General features: G+C 71.7%; 14 protein-coding genes. 7 read left to right on the plus strand and 7 right to left on the minus strand.

Annotated elements, in window-relative coordinates:
- Positions 1-77: 77 nt before the first annotated feature.
- The 4 genes from ACF1GV_RS26125 to ACF1GV_RS26140 all read left to right on the plus strand — a co-directional run bounded on the left by ACF1GV_RS26125 (position 78) and on the right by ACF1GV_RS26140 (position 2,220).
- The gene (locus tag ACF1GV_RS26125; RefSeq protein WP_391685216.1) at positions 78-488 is read left to right on the plus strand and encodes a VOC family protein; all 411 of its coding nucleotides are present in this window, start codon (positions 78-80) and stop codon (positions 486-488) included.
- Positions 489-572: 84 nt separating this feature from the next.
- On the plus strand, positions 573-980 hold the full coding sequence (locus tag ACF1GV_RS26130; protein WP_363265866.1) for a hypothetical protein: 408 nt from the start codon (positions 573-575) through the stop codon (positions 978-980).
- Positions 977-1,456: a thiol-disulfide oxidoreductase DCC family protein gene (locus ACF1GV_RS26135; protein WP_391685218.1), complete on the plus strand. Its 480-nt coding sequence runs from the start codon at positions 977-979 to the stop codon at positions 1,454-1,456. The genes ACF1GV_RS26130 and ACF1GV_RS26135 overlap by 4 nt, the downstream gene beginning before the upstream one ends.
- Positions 1,457-1,467: 11 nt before the next feature.
- Positions 1,468-2,220, plus strand: a complete 753-nt coding sequence (locus ACF1GV_RS26140) for a TetR family transcriptional regulator (protein ID WP_391685220.1) — start codon at positions 1,468-1,470, stop codon at positions 2,218-2,220.
- A gap of 39 nt (positions 2,221-2,259) precedes the next feature.
- Here ACF1GV_RS26140 and ACF1GV_RS26145 read toward each other — a convergent pair whose 3' ends face one another.
- From ACF1GV_RS26145 to ACF1GV_RS26155, 3 genes are all read right to left on the minus strand, one after another.
- The gene (locus ACF1GV_RS26145; protein WP_391685222.1) at positions 2,260-3,801 is read right to left on the minus strand and encodes an ABC transporter substrate-binding protein; all 1,542 of its coding nucleotides are present in this window, start codon (positions 3,799-3,801) and stop codon (positions 2,260-2,262) included.
- A 167-nt stretch (positions 3,802-3,968) separates the two neighbouring features.
- Positions 3,969-5,213 (minus strand): metallophosphoesterase, encoded by a 1,245-nt coding sequence (locus ACF1GV_RS26150; RefSeq protein ID WP_391685224.1) that lies wholly within the window; start codon positions 5,211-5,213, stop codon positions 3,969-3,971.
- 40 nt (positions 5,214-5,253) lie between these two features.
- Complete coding sequence (locus tag ACF1GV_RS26155; protein WP_363265862.1) at positions 5,254-5,493, minus strand: SCO4848 family membrane protein; 240 nt, start codon at positions 5,491-5,493, stop codon at positions 5,254-5,256.
- A gap of 91 nt (positions 5,494-5,584) precedes the next feature.
- Here ACF1GV_RS26155 and ACF1GV_RS26160 point away from each other — a divergent pair, with 91 nt between their 5' ends.
- Positions 5,585-6,853 carry a D-alanyl-D-alanine carboxypeptidase family protein gene (locus tag ACF1GV_RS26160; protein ID WP_391685227.1) on the plus strand — a complete coding sequence of 423 codons (1,269 nt, stop codon included), beginning with the start codon at positions 5,585-5,587 and terminating at the stop codon, positions 6,851-6,853.
- On the opposite strand, the gene ACF1GV_RS26165 is transcribed toward ACF1GV_RS26160, so the two are convergent.
- Positions 6,819-7,760: a YihY/virulence factor BrkB family protein gene (locus ACF1GV_RS26165; RefSeq protein ID WP_391685229.1), complete on the minus strand. Its 942-nt coding sequence runs from the start codon at positions 7,758-7,760 to the stop codon at positions 6,819-6,821. The two genes, ACF1GV_RS26160 and ACF1GV_RS26165, sit on opposite strands and share 35 nt — an antisense overlap.
- Before the next feature lie 123 nt (positions 7,761-7,883).
- On the opposite strand from ACF1GV_RS26165, the gene ACF1GV_RS26170 reads away from it, so the two are divergent.
- Entirely contained in the window at positions 7,884-9,236 is a 1,353-nt protein-coding gene (locus tag ACF1GV_RS26170; protein ID WP_391685231.1) for an FAD-binding protein, read from the plus strand.
- A gap of 29 nt (positions 9,237-9,265) precedes the next feature.
- Entirely contained in the window at positions 9,266-10,021 is a 756-nt protein-coding gene (locus ACF1GV_RS26175) for a decaprenylphospho-beta-D-erythro-pentofuranosid-2-ulose 2-reductase (protein WP_391685233.1), read from the plus strand.
- A 58-nt stretch (positions 10,022-10,079) separates the two neighbouring features.
- Here the strand turns inward: ACF1GV_RS26175 and ACF1GV_RS26180 are convergent, their stop codons facing one another.
- The 3 genes from ACF1GV_RS26180 to ACF1GV_RS26190 all read right to left on the minus strand — a co-directional run bounded on the left by ACF1GV_RS26180 (position 10,080) and on the right by ACF1GV_RS26190 (position 12,747).
- Positions 10,080-10,652 carry a 2'-5' RNA ligase family protein gene (locus tag ACF1GV_RS26180; RefSeq protein WP_391685235.1) on the minus strand — a complete coding sequence of 191 codons (573 nt, stop codon included), beginning with the start codon at positions 10,650-10,652 and terminating at the stop codon, positions 10,080-10,082.
- A gap of 182 nt (positions 10,653-10,834) precedes the next feature.
- On the minus strand, positions 10,835-11,848 hold the full coding sequence (trpS, locus tag ACF1GV_RS26185) for a tryptophan--tRNA ligase (protein WP_391685237.1): 1,014 nt from the start codon (positions 11,846-11,848) through the stop codon (positions 10,835-10,837).
- A gap of 149 nt (positions 11,849-11,997) precedes the next feature.
- A complete protein-coding gene (locus ACF1GV_RS26190; protein ID WP_391685239.1) occupies positions 11,998-12,747 on the minus strand; it encodes a VC0807 family protein in 750 nt (249 codons plus the stop codon).
- Between the last annotated feature and the right edge of the window lie 411 nt (positions 12,748-13,158).

The raw sequence follows: 13,158 nt of genomic DNA on the forward strand, positions 1-13,158 counted from the left end.
GCCGGTCGGCGGAAGGCGGACGGGGCTGTCGGGCGTTTTTGTCGGGTTTCCTCACTGACGAGCTCTAATGTGACGACATGTCTGACGAAGAGTCGTACGAGCTGCTCGGGTTCGACAACGTGGTGTTGCCTGTCGGGGAGCTCGGGGAAGCCGTGGGGTTCTACGAGCGGGCCGGGTTCGTCGTCGGGTTCCGGCTGGACGAGGCCGGGATCGCACTGCTGAAGGTCGGCGGGGAGACGCCGGGCGTGCTGCTGCGGCAGGAGGACGCGCTGGGGCACCGGTCGCCCGCGTGGCCCACCCCGCGGGTGTGGGTGGAGGTGCCCGATGCGCGACTCGCCGCGCTGCGGCTCGTCGGGGCCGGGATCACGCCGCTGGAGATGCCCTTCGCGGTGGCCACCGGGTGGACCGTCGAGATCGCCGACCCCTGGGGCAACGTCATCGGGTTCACGGACTACACCAAGCGGCCGGAGCTGGCGCGCCGGGGCTGAGCCGACCCAGAGTTGAACGCGTTCAAAAACAGGTCTACAGTCATCACTGTCAGCGTTTTGAACGCGTTCAAGAAGGGGTGGGGCATGGACCGCACCGTCATCGCCTACGTCATCTACCTGGTCGTCAGCATCGGGCTGACCGTCTGGGTGGCCCGGACCCTCAGCCGCAACGGGCGGATCTTCCTGGCCGATGTCCTGCACGGCAACGAAAAGCTCGCCGAGGCCGTCAACCACCTCCTGGTCGTCGGCTTCTACCTGGTCAACCTCGGCTTCGTCGCCCTCTACCTGAGCGGCGACGAAACCATCGAGGACACCCGCGGCATCTTCGAGGCCCTGTCCACCAAGATCGGCGTGGTCCTGCTCGTGCTCGGCGTGATGCACCTGGGCAACGTGTACGTGCTCAACCGGATCCGGCGGCGCGGTGTGATGGAGCGCGAGCAGGTGCCGCCCGTCCCGCCGCAGGGCTGGGTGGCGCCGAGCACCGGGGCGTGAGCGTCGTGACCGGCGCACCGGCACTGCGCGGGCTCACCGTCCTGTACGACGCCCGGTGCGCCCTGTGCACGTTCCTGCGGGACTGGCTCACACGGCAGCCGCAGCTGGTGCCGCTGGAGCTGGTGCCCGCCGGGTCGGACGAGGCCCGGCGGCGCTTCCCGGGCCTCGACCACGGGGCCACGCTCGAGGAGGTCACCGTCGTCGGCGACGGCGGCCAGGTCTACCGGGACACCGCCGCCTGGATCGTCGTGCTGTGGGCCCTGCGCGAGCACCGCCCGCTCGCCCACCGCCTCAGCACCCCGGCGGGCGCGAAACTCGCCCGGGGTGCCGTGCTCGCCGCCGCCAAGTGGCGGAGCCGGCAGGAGGGGTGGGGCGGCCGGGTGTACCGGCGCGGCGACGGGTGGTCGTACGAACCCGGGGCCGGCTGGACGTACAACCCACCCGGCTGTGACGACGGCGCCTGCGCCACTGACTAGGCTCTGGTGTCGTGCCCGCCAAGAACGACAGCCCGCATGAGGGCCCCGTGACCCCGAAGTCCGAGAAGTCGGAACAGACCCGTGCGCTGATCCTGGAGACAGCGATGCGGCTGTTCCAGGAGCGGGGCTACGACAAGACGACCATGCGGGCCATCGCCCAGGAGGCCGGCGTCTCCGTCGGCAACGCCTACTACTACTTCGCCGGCAAGGAGCACCTGATCCAGGGCTTCTACGACCGGATCGCCGCCGAGCACCAGGCGGCGGTCCGCGGCGTCCTGGAGCGGGAGAGCGACTTCGAGGCGCGGCTCGCCGGCGTGCTGAGGACATGGCTGGACGTGGCGGCGCCGTACCACGAGTTCGCGGTGCAGTTCTTCAAGAACGCCGCCGACCCGGACAGCCCGCTCAGCCCCTTCTCGCAGGAGTCGGAGCACGCGCGCGAGGAGGCGATCAGCGTCCACCGGGAGGTGCTGCGCGGGGCGGCGAAGACGAAGGTGCCCGAGGAACTGCGCGATGCCCTGCCCGAGTTGATGTGGCTCGCGCAGATGGGGCTCGTGCTGTACTGGATCTTCGACCGGACCCCGGGCCGCGAGCGCAGCTACCGGCTCGCCGAGCGGGGCGCGCGCATCACCGCGCGGGGCGTGGCACTGGCCCGCTTCCGGGTGCTGCGCCCGCTGGTGCGCGAGGTCCACGAGCTGTTCACGGACTTCCTGCCGGGCATGACGAAGATGCTGCCGGCGCCGGGGGGCGAGGACCGGGCCCGGTGATCGGGGCCCGGCCCTCGTCGGCCTCTCGACGGAATACCGTCAGATCCACGTCAGCTGCCACAGCCGGAACACGCCGTTGCCGTCGGACAGGTACTGGCCGCCGCTGACGTCCACCTTCGTGACCACGTACTCCTTGCTCTGCCACAGCGGGATCACCGGCACGTCGTCGGCGATCCGTCCCTGCAGCCGGCGGAAGTCCACGGCGGAGCGGCTGCGGTCGGCGTACTGCTGCGAGGCGCGGATCAGGGCGTCGACCGTCGTGTCGCCGTAGCCGGTGTTCATGGTGGCGTCGCTGCCGATGAGCGGGCTCGTGAAGGTGTCCGGGTCGGGGTAGTCGGCGACCCAGCCGACGGCGTACGCGTCGAGCTTGCCGGTCGCCCAGTGCTTCTGGAAGTCGGTCCACTCATAGCCCTTGACGTCGACCTGGAACAGGCCGCTCGCCTCCAGTTGCCGCTTGAGCTCCTTCGCCTCCTGCTCGGCGGCGCCGCTGCCGATGCCGTAGCCGTAGGTGAAGCGGACCGGCAGGCTGACGCCGGCCTCGGTGAGCAGCTTCCGCGCCTTGGCGGTGTTCTGCTTGGGGTAGCTGTCGAAGAACGACGCGGTGTGGCCGATGATGCCGGTCGGGATCAGCGAGTACAGCGGTTCCACCGTGCCGTCGTAGACGTCGCCGGCGAGCTGCTCGCGGTTGATCAGCCAGGCCACGGCCCGCCGCACGCGCGCGTCGTGCAGCGGGGCGCCCTTGTGGGTGTTGAAGTACAGGTTGCGGGTCTCGGAGCTGTCGGCCTCGAAGACGCGCTGGCCGGGGTCGCTGGCGTTGAGCCCGGCGAGGACTTCCGGCGGCAGCTGGCGGGTGGCGACGTCGACCTGCTTGGCCTTCCAGGCGCCCTGCAGGGCCGTCGGGTCCTTGTAGTAGCGCAGCTCGATGGGCGCGCCGGTGTTCTTGATGGCGCCCCGGTAGCGGGAGTTGGGCTTCAGGACGGCCTTGCCGCCCTTGGTGTACGACGCCAGTTCGTACGGTCCGGTGCCGTCGACGGCGGTGCCTTCGCGCAGCGCGTCGGCCGGGTACTGCTCGGCGTCGACGATGGAACCGGCGCCGGTGGCCACCTTGAACGGGAAGGTGGCGTCCGGTGTGGACAGATGGAAGGTGACCGTGCGGCCCTGGGCGTCCACCGAGGCGAGCGTGGACAGCAGGGACCCCGGACCCACTTCTGAGTTGATCTTCTTGATGCGGTCGAACGAGAACTTCACGTCCTTCGCACTCACCGCGCGGCCGCTGGGGAACGACAGGTCGTCCCGCAGTTCACAGCGGTAGGTGCGCAGGCTGCCCGCGGCGAAGGAGCAGCTCTTGGCCGCGTCCGGCACGGGTTGCGTACCGCCCGGCTCATAGGTCAGCAGCGACTGGAAGACGTTGCTGAACAGAGCCCAGGAACCGGCGTCGTAGGCGCCGGCCGGGTCGAGTGACGTGATGGTGTCCGTCGTACCGACCACGATCGTCTTGTTCTTGTCGTCCTGTGACGGCAGCATCTGCCAGCCGACCACACCGACGGCCGCCAGGACGAGTACAGCCGCCAGAACGCGCATGCGAGGTGATCGCATGGTCGTGTTGCCCTCCCACGGGCCCGATCAGGGCCCCCTGTGCATGTGCCACTCCCCCAAGTGGCGGCCACTCCCCTATTAGTGGCGCGGCTCAATTAATCACAGGAGTTTCATGTGAGGGAAGAGGATTTGGTTGATTCGTGAAGGTTCGTTCAGGCGTGCCGTGAGGCCAGTTCGATCACCGTGATGTCCGAGGGAGCGCCGACGCGGGTCGGCGGTCCCCAGGCGCCCGCGCCGCGGCTGACGTACAGCTGGGTGTCGCCGTAGCGCTCCAGGCCGGCCACGGTCGGGTTGGCGGCCGCCGCGACGAGGTTGCCGGGCCAGAGCTGGCCGCCGTGGGTGTGGCCGGAGAGCTGCAGGTCGACGCCGTGCCGGACGGCCTCGTGGATTTGCACCGGCTGGTGGGCGAGCAGTACGCACGCGCGCGTGGTGTCCCGGTCGCCGAGGGCGCGGGTGAAGTCCGGGCCGTGGCCCTCGCTCTCGCCCTGTACGTCGTTGACGCCGGCGAGGTCGAACCACGGCATCTCGGTGCGGGCGTTCTCCAGGGGGTGCATGCCGAGCCGCCGGACCTCCTCGACCCAGCTTGCGGCGCCGGAGAAGTACTCGTGATTGCCGGTGACGAAGTACGCGCCGTGCCGGGCCCTCAGCCGGGCGAGCGGCGCCGCGGCCGGGCCGAGGTCCTTGACGCTGCCGTCGACGAGGTCGCCGACGACCGCGATCAGGTCGGGCTGGGTGGCGTTGACCGTGTCGACGACCTTCTGGGCGAAGCCGCGGCCCAGGATCGGGCCGAGGTGGATGTCGCTGACCACGGCGATCCGGTAACCGTGCGCGGCGCGTGGCAGCTTGGCGAGCGGCACTGTGACCCGCTTCACGCTCGGGCCGCGCAGCACGCCGTAGGTGCCGTATCCGACGGTGCCGACGGCCGCGGCAGCCGCCGCGCCGGCGACGAAGCGGGAGACGACCAGACGGCGGGAGGGATCGGCGGCGGGCGTGGGTGGCCGCGGCGGCTCCGCGGACTCCGGGAGCGTGGCCGCGGGGGCGGATTCCGGCCGCGGTACGGCAGCCCCGGCTCTCCCGCGCCGCCGCGGCAGCCGCAGGAGCAGCGGCCGTAGCAGCTCGCCCGCGAGGACGGCCAGCAGCAGGTAGATCGACAGGGCCAGCCACAGGAAGCCCGGCCAGGCGAGGACCCGCTGAAGCCAGAAGGGGGCGCCGGTGCGCTCGGCGACGAGCGCGCCGACGGCCAGCGCCCAGCCGCCCGCGATCAGGACGGCGCCCAGGCGGCGGGTGCGGCCGGGACCCTCGGTCGTGTCGCGGAACAGGCGCCGCCACACGTACCAGTTCGCCGACACGACGACGGCCAGCGCGAGCAGCGCCACCAGCGCGAAGACGATGACCACCGTGCGTGTCCCCCGTTGCTGTCCGGTTCCGGCCGGTCGGTTATGACATGCGGCGCAGTGCGCGCACTCCACGCAACCCGATGACCCCGATGGCCGTCCCCAATACGAAGGAAACGACCGCGAGCAGCAGGTGCACCCAGAAGTACGCCGTCGGGTGCCCGTCGTCGAAGGCGAGCCCGCTGCTGTCCTTGATCAAATTCTTGATGAAAGTGACCCAGATGACGAGGCTCCAGACCCCGAAGGCGAGCAGGAACCACGAGACCCGGCGGCTGAGCTTCATACCTCCAGTATCGCCGCCAAGTGTCCGCTTCCGCGTCCGGGGTGGGGGGCGGGACGGGACTTCGACGGGCGCGGGAGGTACGTTCTGCGTCGTGCCCGCTCACCGCACGACCGGCAGGCGATCCCTGCTGGTCACCTCCGCGACCCTGTTGTCCCTCGCGCTGACCGCCCCGGCGGCCCTCGCGGCCCCGGCTCCCCCGCCCAGTCCGTCCGTCACACCCCCCGCCTCCATGTCCCAGGTGGGCGGCGCGCAACTCGGCCGGCCGGGTACGCAGGTCAACCTGGCCGCCGGTGTCCCGGTGCTGCCCAAGGACGTCACCGCGCGTTCCTGGATCGTGGCCGACGCCGAGTCGGGTGAGGTGCTGGCCGCGCACAACGCGCACTGGCGGCTGGCGCCGGCGAGCACGATGAAGATGCTGTTCGCGGACACGGTGCTGCCGAAGTTTCCCGCCTCCACACAGCACAAGGTGGTGGCGACCGACCTGGCGGGCATGGGCGCCGGCTCCAGCCTGGTCGGGATAAAGGAGAACGAGACCTACACGGTCCACGACCTGTGGCTCGGTGTCTTCCTGCGCTCCGGCAACGACGCGGTGCATGTGCTGTCGTCGATGAACGGCGGCGTCGAGGCCACCGTGAAGGAGATGAACCAGCACGCCGAGGAGCTCCAGGCGCTCGACACGCACGTGGTCAGCCCCGACGGTTACGACGCGCCCGGGCAGGTCTCCTCGGCCTACGACCTGACGCTGTTCGCCCGTTCCGGGCTGCAGAAGAAGGACTTCCGCGAGTACTGCTCGACGGTGAAGGCCGAGTTCCCGGGCGAGACGAAGAAGGACAAGTCGGGCAAAGTCATCCGTCAGCCCTTCGAGATCCAGAACACCAACCGCCTGCTGAGCGGCACCGACCACGACGTCCCCGTCTACCAGGGCATCGCGGGTGTGAAGAACGGCAACACCACCAACGCGGGCGCCACCTTCACCGGCGTCGCCGAGCGGGGCGGGCATGTGCTGCTCGTCACGGTGATGCACCCGGAGAAGAGCGAGCACAACGAGGTCTACAAGGAGACCTCGCGGCTGCTCGACTGGGGCTTCCAGGCGGCCGGGAAGGTGCAGCCGGTGGGTGAGCTGGTGGCGCCCAAGAGCGTGAGCGGCGCCGCCCAGCCCGGCGCGACGGCTTCCTCCGGTACGGCGGGCGGCACCGCGTCCGGCGGGGTCTCGGGCGGCAGGGCGGCGGCGAGCGCCGCGACCGCGAGCGGCTCCAGCGGCATGGGGATCGCGTTCGGCATCGCCGGCGGGGTGCTGGTACTGCTGGGCGGCGGCGCGTTCGTCGTCAACCGCCGTTGGCCGGCGGGGCGTCGGCACTGACACCCTCGCTCTCGTCGGCGCTGACGTCCTCTTCCTCGTCGGCGCCGGCGCCCTCCTCCTCCTTGCTGCGCGTCGCCGTCCACGCGGCGCAGTACAGCAGCAGCTTGCAGGTGAAGTTGATCCACAGCAGCAGGGCGACGGGGACGCCGAACGCGCCGTACATGCTCTTCGCGGCGACGCCCTGGATGTAGCCGCTGAGCAGCAGCTTGAGCAGTTCGAAGCCGACCGCGCCGAGCAGGGCCGCGACCGTCAGGCGGTGGCGTGTGGGCTCCACGCCGGGCAGCAGGGTCAGCACGTACAGCAGGAGCAGGAAGTCGGCGAGGACGGCGACGGCGAACGCGGCGACGCGCAGCAGGGCGCTGCCCCAGCCGTGTTCGTCGAGACCGGCCTGGTGGGCGATCCAGCCGACGGCGGCGGAGGCGACGGTGGAGGCGGCGAGCGTGACGAGCACCGCGCCGCCGAAACCGAGCAGGATGCCGCCGTCCTTCGCCCTGCTCACCAGAGGGTTCTCCGCCGTGTCCGGCAGCTCCCACACCGCGCGCAGGCAGTCCCGCATCTGGCCGACCCAGTTGATGCCGGTCAACAGCAGCACCGCGCCGGCGATGAGGCCGACGGTGCCGGCGTTGTCCACCAGGCCCTTGATGTCGAGCTGGTCGGAGATGCCGGGGACCTGCTGGGCGATCTTGTTCTCGAGGGTCTTCTGCTGGTCCTCGCCGAGGGTGGCGGCGGCGACCGCGGCGGCGACCGTGAGCAGCGGGAAGAGCGAGACGAAGCTGACGAACGTCATCGCGGCGGCCAGCCGTGTCCACTTCACGCGGTCCAGCCGCTCGTACGACCGCCACGCGTGCGTCGTCATCAGCCGCTTCAGGGGCGGTCCGATGACGGGGAGTCCTGTCAGCCAGTCCATGCTCGTGATCTCCCCTGGCTACGGCCCGGTGATGCACGGCCGTTGTCTCACTTATCACCCGTTTCGTTCAGAGTCGGGATGTTAGTAAACTACCGGCGCATTTAGTGTCGATAGCGTCTTTTCATGGCAACCGACACCGTGCCCGTCACCGGGTGGGGCCGCACCTCCCCCACCGCCGCCCGGCTGATCCGCCCCCGCGACTACGCACAGGCCGTGGCCGCCGTCCGCGACTGCGGGGCCCGCGGAGGCATCGCGCGCGGGCTCGGCCGGGCGTACGGGGACGCGGCGCAGAACGCCGGCGGCTGCGTGTTCGACATGACGGGCCTGGACCGCATCCACGTCGTGGACGCCGACGACGGGACCGTGCTGTGCGACGCCGGGGTCTCCCTGCACCGGCTGATGCAGGTGCTGCTGCCGCTCGGCTGGTTCGTCCCGGTCGTCCCCGGCACCCGCCAGGTGACGGTCGGCGGGGCGATCGCCGGTGATGTGCACGGCAGCGACCACCCCGTCGCGGGGGCCTTCTCCCGCCACGTGCTGTCCTTCGAACTCCTCACCGCCGACGGCTCCGTGCACACCGTCGGCCAGGGCACCCCGCTGTTCGACGCGACCGTCGGCGGTCTGGGCCTGACGGGGGTGATCCTCACGGCCACGCTCCGGCTGCCGCCCGTCGAGACGGCCCTGATGTCGGTCGGCACCGAACGCGCCCGTGACCTCGACGAGGTGATGGCCCGCCTGGCGAACGCCGCCCGGCGCCACCGCCACGCCACCGCCCGGATCGACCTGCTCGCCCGCGGCGCGGCCACCGGCCGGGGCATCGTCACCCACGCCGACCACGCGCCGGCGGCCGCCCTGCGCCCGGGCACGCGCGCGTGGCGTGAACCGCTGGCCTTCCGCCCCCGCCGGCTGCCCGCCCCGCCCGCCTTCCTCCCCACGGGACTGCTCGGCCGCACCACCGCCGCCCTGACCGGTGAACTCCGGCACCGCAGGGCGGCACACGCGCGTACCGAACTGCGGCCGATCCCCGCCTTCTTCCACCCCCTGGACGGCGTGCCGCACTGGAACCGCGTCTACGGGCGCGGCGGCCTCGTGCAGTACCAGTGCCTCCTCGGGTACGGCGAGGAGGACGCCCTGCGCCGTATCGTGCGCCGTCTCGGCGCGCACCGCTGCCCGTCCTTCCCGGCTGTGCTGAAGCGCTTCGGGGAGGCCGGGTCGGGCTGGCTGTCCTTCCCGGCGCCGGGCTGGAGCCTCGCCCTGGACCTCCCGGCGCACCTGCCCGGCCTCGCCGCCCTCCTCGACGGCCTGGACGAGGAGGTCGCCGCGGCGGGCGGCCGGGTCTGCCTGGCCAAGGACGCCCGGCTGCGCCCGGACCTGCTCACCGCGATGTACCCGCGCGTGGCCGACTTCCGCCGGCTGCGCGCGGAGCTGGACCCGGACGGGGTGTTCACGTCCGACCTCGCCCGCCGCCTGAGCCTGTAGACACCCCTCGCCACCTCCAGGAGCCATTCGTGAAGGACGCCTTCGGTCTTCCGCAGTCCCTGCTCGTCCTCGGCGGCACGTCCGAGATCGCGCTGGCCACCGCCCGCCGGCTGGTCGCCCGCCGCACCCGCACGGTGTGGCTGGCCGGGCGCCCCTCCCCCGGCCTGGAGCGGGCCGCCGAGAGCCTGCGCGCCCTCGGCGCCGACGTGCGCACCGTCGCCTTCGACGCGCTCGACCCCGAGGCCCACGAGACGGTCCTCGGCAAGGTGTTCGCGGAGGGCGACATCGATCTGGTGCTGCTCGCCTTCGGGGTGCCCGGCGACCAGGCGCACGACGAACGCGAGCCGTCCGCCGCGGTGCGCGTCGCGCAGACCAACTACACCGGCGCCCTCAGCGCGGGCCTGGTCAGCGCCGGCGCCCTGCAGGGCCAGGGGCACGGCTCGCTCGTCGTGCTGTCCTCCGTGGCCGGTGAGCGGGCCCGCCGCTCGGACTTCATCTACGGCTCCAGCAAGGCCGGCCTGGACGCCTTCGCGCAGGGCCTCGGCGACGCGCTGCACGGCACCGGCGTGCACGTCATGGTCGTACGGCCCGGGAGCGTGCGGACCGCGCAGACGGGCGAGCGGGAGGAATCACCGCTCGCGACGACGCCGGAGGCGGTCGCCGCCGCCATCGAACTCGGCCTGCGCCGCCGCTCGGAGACGGTGTGGGTGCCGGGCACCCTGCGCGTGGTGATGACGGCGCTGCGGCACCTGCCGCGGGGGGTGTTCCGCAGGCTGCCGCTCTAAAGGGCGCCTGTGTTCCGCAGGCTGCCGCTCTAGGGGGCGCCGCCCGGGGAGACGGCCTCTAGCGCAGGGAGCCCTGTTCGACGCTGCCGGCCTGGGGCGGGACCACCGCGCCGCCGAAGGTGAACTCGCGCAGCTTGCGCCACACGCCGTCGGCGCCCTGCTCGTACAGGGCGAAGCCGGTGCAGGACCAGTCGGCCGCGTAGTCGGCGAGCTCGGCGTAGGCGCGGTCCATGGCGGCGTCGTCGATGCCGTGCGCCACCGTGACGTGCGGGTGGTAGGGGAACTGCAGCTCCCGCTCGATGGGACCGGAACCGTCCCGGACCTGCTGCTGGAGCCGGGTGCACTCCTGGGCACCCTCGACGACCTTGACGTACACGACCGGGGACAGCGGGCGGAAGGTGCCCGTGCCCCTCAGCCGCATCGGGAAGGGGCGGCCGGCCGCGGCGACCCGGGCGAGGTGGACCTCGACGTCCGGCAGGGCGGCCTCGTCGACCTCGGTCGGCGGCAGCAGCGTGACATGCGTGGGGATGCCGTGGGCAGCGGCGTCACCGAAGCCCGCGCGCAGCTGTTGGAGCAGGCTGCCGTGAGGCTCCGGGACCGCGATCGACACGCCGATCGTTACGGTCCCCACGTCGTCTCCTGTCGTCGTGCTGTCCCGGCGGGTCCGGGGCAGGGGTGGCTGCCGCGGCAGCCATCGGTTATCGACTGTACGGCTGCCGCCGCGGTGTTGCGCGGGTGCGGACGTGTGCTGTACGGCTCACCGCGCAGGGTGAGCCGCCGTACCGTTTCCGCTTCGGTGTCGTGCCGGTCGGGTCAGTGCTTGGCCGGCAGGAATCCGACCTTGTCGTAGGTCTGCGCCAGCGTCTCCGCGGCCACGGCACGCGCCTTCTCCGCGCCCTTGGCGAGGATCGAGTCCAGCGTCTCCGGGTCGTCCAGGTAACTCTGAGTGCGCTCCCGGAACGGCGTCACGAACTCGACCATGACCTCGGCCAGGTCCGTCTTGAGCGCGCCGTAGCCCTTGCCGTCGTACTTCTCCTCCAGCTCGGTGATACCCGCCCCGGTGAGGGTCGAATAGATGCTGAGGAGGTTCGACACGCCCGGCTTGTTCTCCGGGGCGAAGCGGATGACGGTGTCGGTGTCGGTGACCGCGCTCTTGACCTTCTTCGCCGTGGTCTTCGGCTCGTCGAGGAGGTTGATGAGGCCCTTCGGCGTGGACGCCGACTTGCTCATCTTGATCGACGGGTCCTGAAGGTCGTAGATCTTCGCCGTCTCCTTGAGGATGTACGGCCTGGGCACGGTGAAGGTCTCGCCGAAGCGGCCGTTGAAGCGCTCGGCGAGGTCACGGGTCAGCTCGATGTGCTGGCGCTGGTCCTCACCGACCGGGACCTCGTGCGCCTGGTACAGCAGGATGTCGGCGACCTGCAGGATCGGGTAGGTGAACAGGCCGACGGAGGCCCGGTCGGCGCCCTGCTTGGCGGACTTGTCCTTGAACTGGGTCATGCGGGAGGCCTCGCCGAAGCCGGTGAGGCAGTTCATGACCCAGGCGAGCTGGGCGTGCTCGGGCACGTGGCTCTGCACGAAGAGGGTGCAGCGGTCCGGGTCCAGGCCGGCGGCGAGCAGCTGGGCGGCGGCGAGGCGGGTGTTGGCGCGCAGGTCCGCCGGGTCCTGCGGGACCGTGATCGCGTGCAGGTCGACGACCATGTAGAAGGCGTCGTGGGACTCCTGGAGGGCCACCCACTGGCGCACGGCGCCGAGGTAGTTGCCGAGGTGGAACGAGCCGGCGGTGGGCTGGATGCCGGACAGCACACGGGGTCGATCAGAGGCCATGGGGCCATTCTCTCAGAGCGGGCGGGTCGGACGGGAACCGGTCGGAAACAGGTGGGAACCGGATCGTCGCGCAGTGTGCAACAAGATCGTCCTACCGGTGAGACGGAGGACACAGTGCGCACGCCCCACGGCCCGGGCGGCGGCTGCCGCTACGTCTGCGCGGCGGTCATGGCTGCCGCGTGCTGCTCGCCCTTGCGGCGGGCCCGCTTGCCGTAGGCGGCCGTCCACAGGGCCAGGGCGCCGAGGACGCCGTAGATCAGGACGGGGCTCAGGGTGACCATGGTGTCGGTGCTCAGAGTGCAGGCCAGCGCGATGCGCACCCCGGCCTCCAGGCAGTAGGCCACGCCCCAGACCGTCGTCATGGTCCGCAGGGTCGTGCGGAAGCCCTCGTACTCCCACAGGCCGTTCCACCAGGCGGTGCTCGCGGCCGTGCCGTCGGTGGCGAACTTGCGGCCGAAGTAGAACATCAGCGGGCGCGGCGCCAGCAGCGTGACCAGGCACAGCAGACCGAACAGCCCGGTGACGGCCGAGTCCTTGATCAGCAGGGACAGGGCCGAGCGGGGGCCGACGACCGAGACCACGGCCGTGATCACCAGGAACACCAGGGTCACGACGGCGAACTCGTCCAAACGGCGCCGCCAGGCCAGGTGGACGGCGCTGTCGAGCACCGGCCAGGCACCGCTCGCGAGCAGCGCGGCGAACTCGCTCCAGCCGTGATCGCGCAGGGCGTTGTAGGTGAGGATCGGGGCGGCCACGTTGAGCCCGATGGTGAGGGCCCAGCCGCCCAGGGCGGCGCCCCGGGACCGGGCGGGCGGCGCCGGGCGGTCCCCGGCCGGTGGAGCCGGGCTGTCCGGCGCGGTGGGCGTGCCTGGTGCGGTGGTGGCGTCCTGAGCCGTCATCGTTCCCCCGATGCGTTGTGACGCGGCCGACTGCCGCGTGTGCAGGCGTCCCGGGGCCGCGGGTCGATGCGGTACGGCGGGTGGTCGGCGCGCGGCGGCCGGCCGGGAGCGGGCTTGATCATTCATGACCGCGATCGGCTTGCGCAATAGGTGGCGGAGCCTCCGCATACGACGAAACGGGGACGCCGGGGCCGGGCCGTGTATCGGAAGAGGGACGTGCCCCTGGGCGGACCGGGTGGAGGTGACCGGTGGGGGGCGGGACGCAAAGGTGGCGGGACGGCTTCGGCAACGGGCGGTGCCGGCGGGCGCGTTGGCGGCGCTGCTCGCGCTGGGGACGGCATCCGCGCCACCGGCGGTCGCCGCGGGGCACCCGGTCGCCCGGACCGGTGCCGGGCGCGTCCGGGGACTTGC

This window comes from Streptomyces sp. NPDC014006, assembly GCF_043088925.1.
Taxonomy (GTDB): Bacteria; Actinomycetota; Actinomycetes; order Streptomycetales; family Streptomycetaceae; genus Streptomyces.

What these genes read in the sequence shown, in the direction of transcription:
- ACF1GV_RS26125 (WP_391685216.1), top strand. Translation starts at nt 78, where the DNA reads ATGTCTGACGAAGAGTCGTACGAGCTGCTCGGGTTCGACAACGTGGTG.
- ACF1GV_RS26130 (WP_363265866.1), top strand. Translation starts at nt 573, where the DNA reads ATGGACCGCACCGTCATCGCCTACGTCATCTACCTGGTCGTCAGCATC.
- ACF1GV_RS26145 (WP_391685222.1), bottom strand. Translation starts at nt 3,801, where the DNA reads ATGCGCGTTCTGGCGGCTGTACTCGTCCTGGCGGCCGTCGGTGTGGTC.
- ACF1GV_RS26155 (WP_363265862.1), bottom strand. Translation starts at nt 5,493, where the DNA reads ATGAAGCTCAGCCGCCGGGTCTCGTGGTTCCTGCTCGCCTTCGGGGTC.
- ACF1GV_RS26165 (WP_391685229.1), bottom strand. Translation starts at nt 7,760, where the DNA reads ATGGACTGGCTGACAGGACTCCCCGTCATCGGACCGCCCCTGAAGCGG.
- ACF1GV_RS26170 (WP_391685231.1), top strand. Translation starts at nt 7,884, where the DNA reads ATGGCAACCGACACCGTGCCCGTCACCGGGTGGGGCCGCACCTCCCCC.
- trpS (WP_391685237.1), bottom strand. Translation starts at nt 11,848, where the DNA reads ATGGCCTCTGATCGACCCCGTGTGCTGTCCGGCATCCAGCCCACCGCC.
- ACF1GV_RS26190 (WP_391685239.1), bottom strand. Translation starts at nt 12,747, where the DNA reads ATGACGGCTCAGGACGCCACCACCGCACCAGGCACGCCCACCGCGCCG.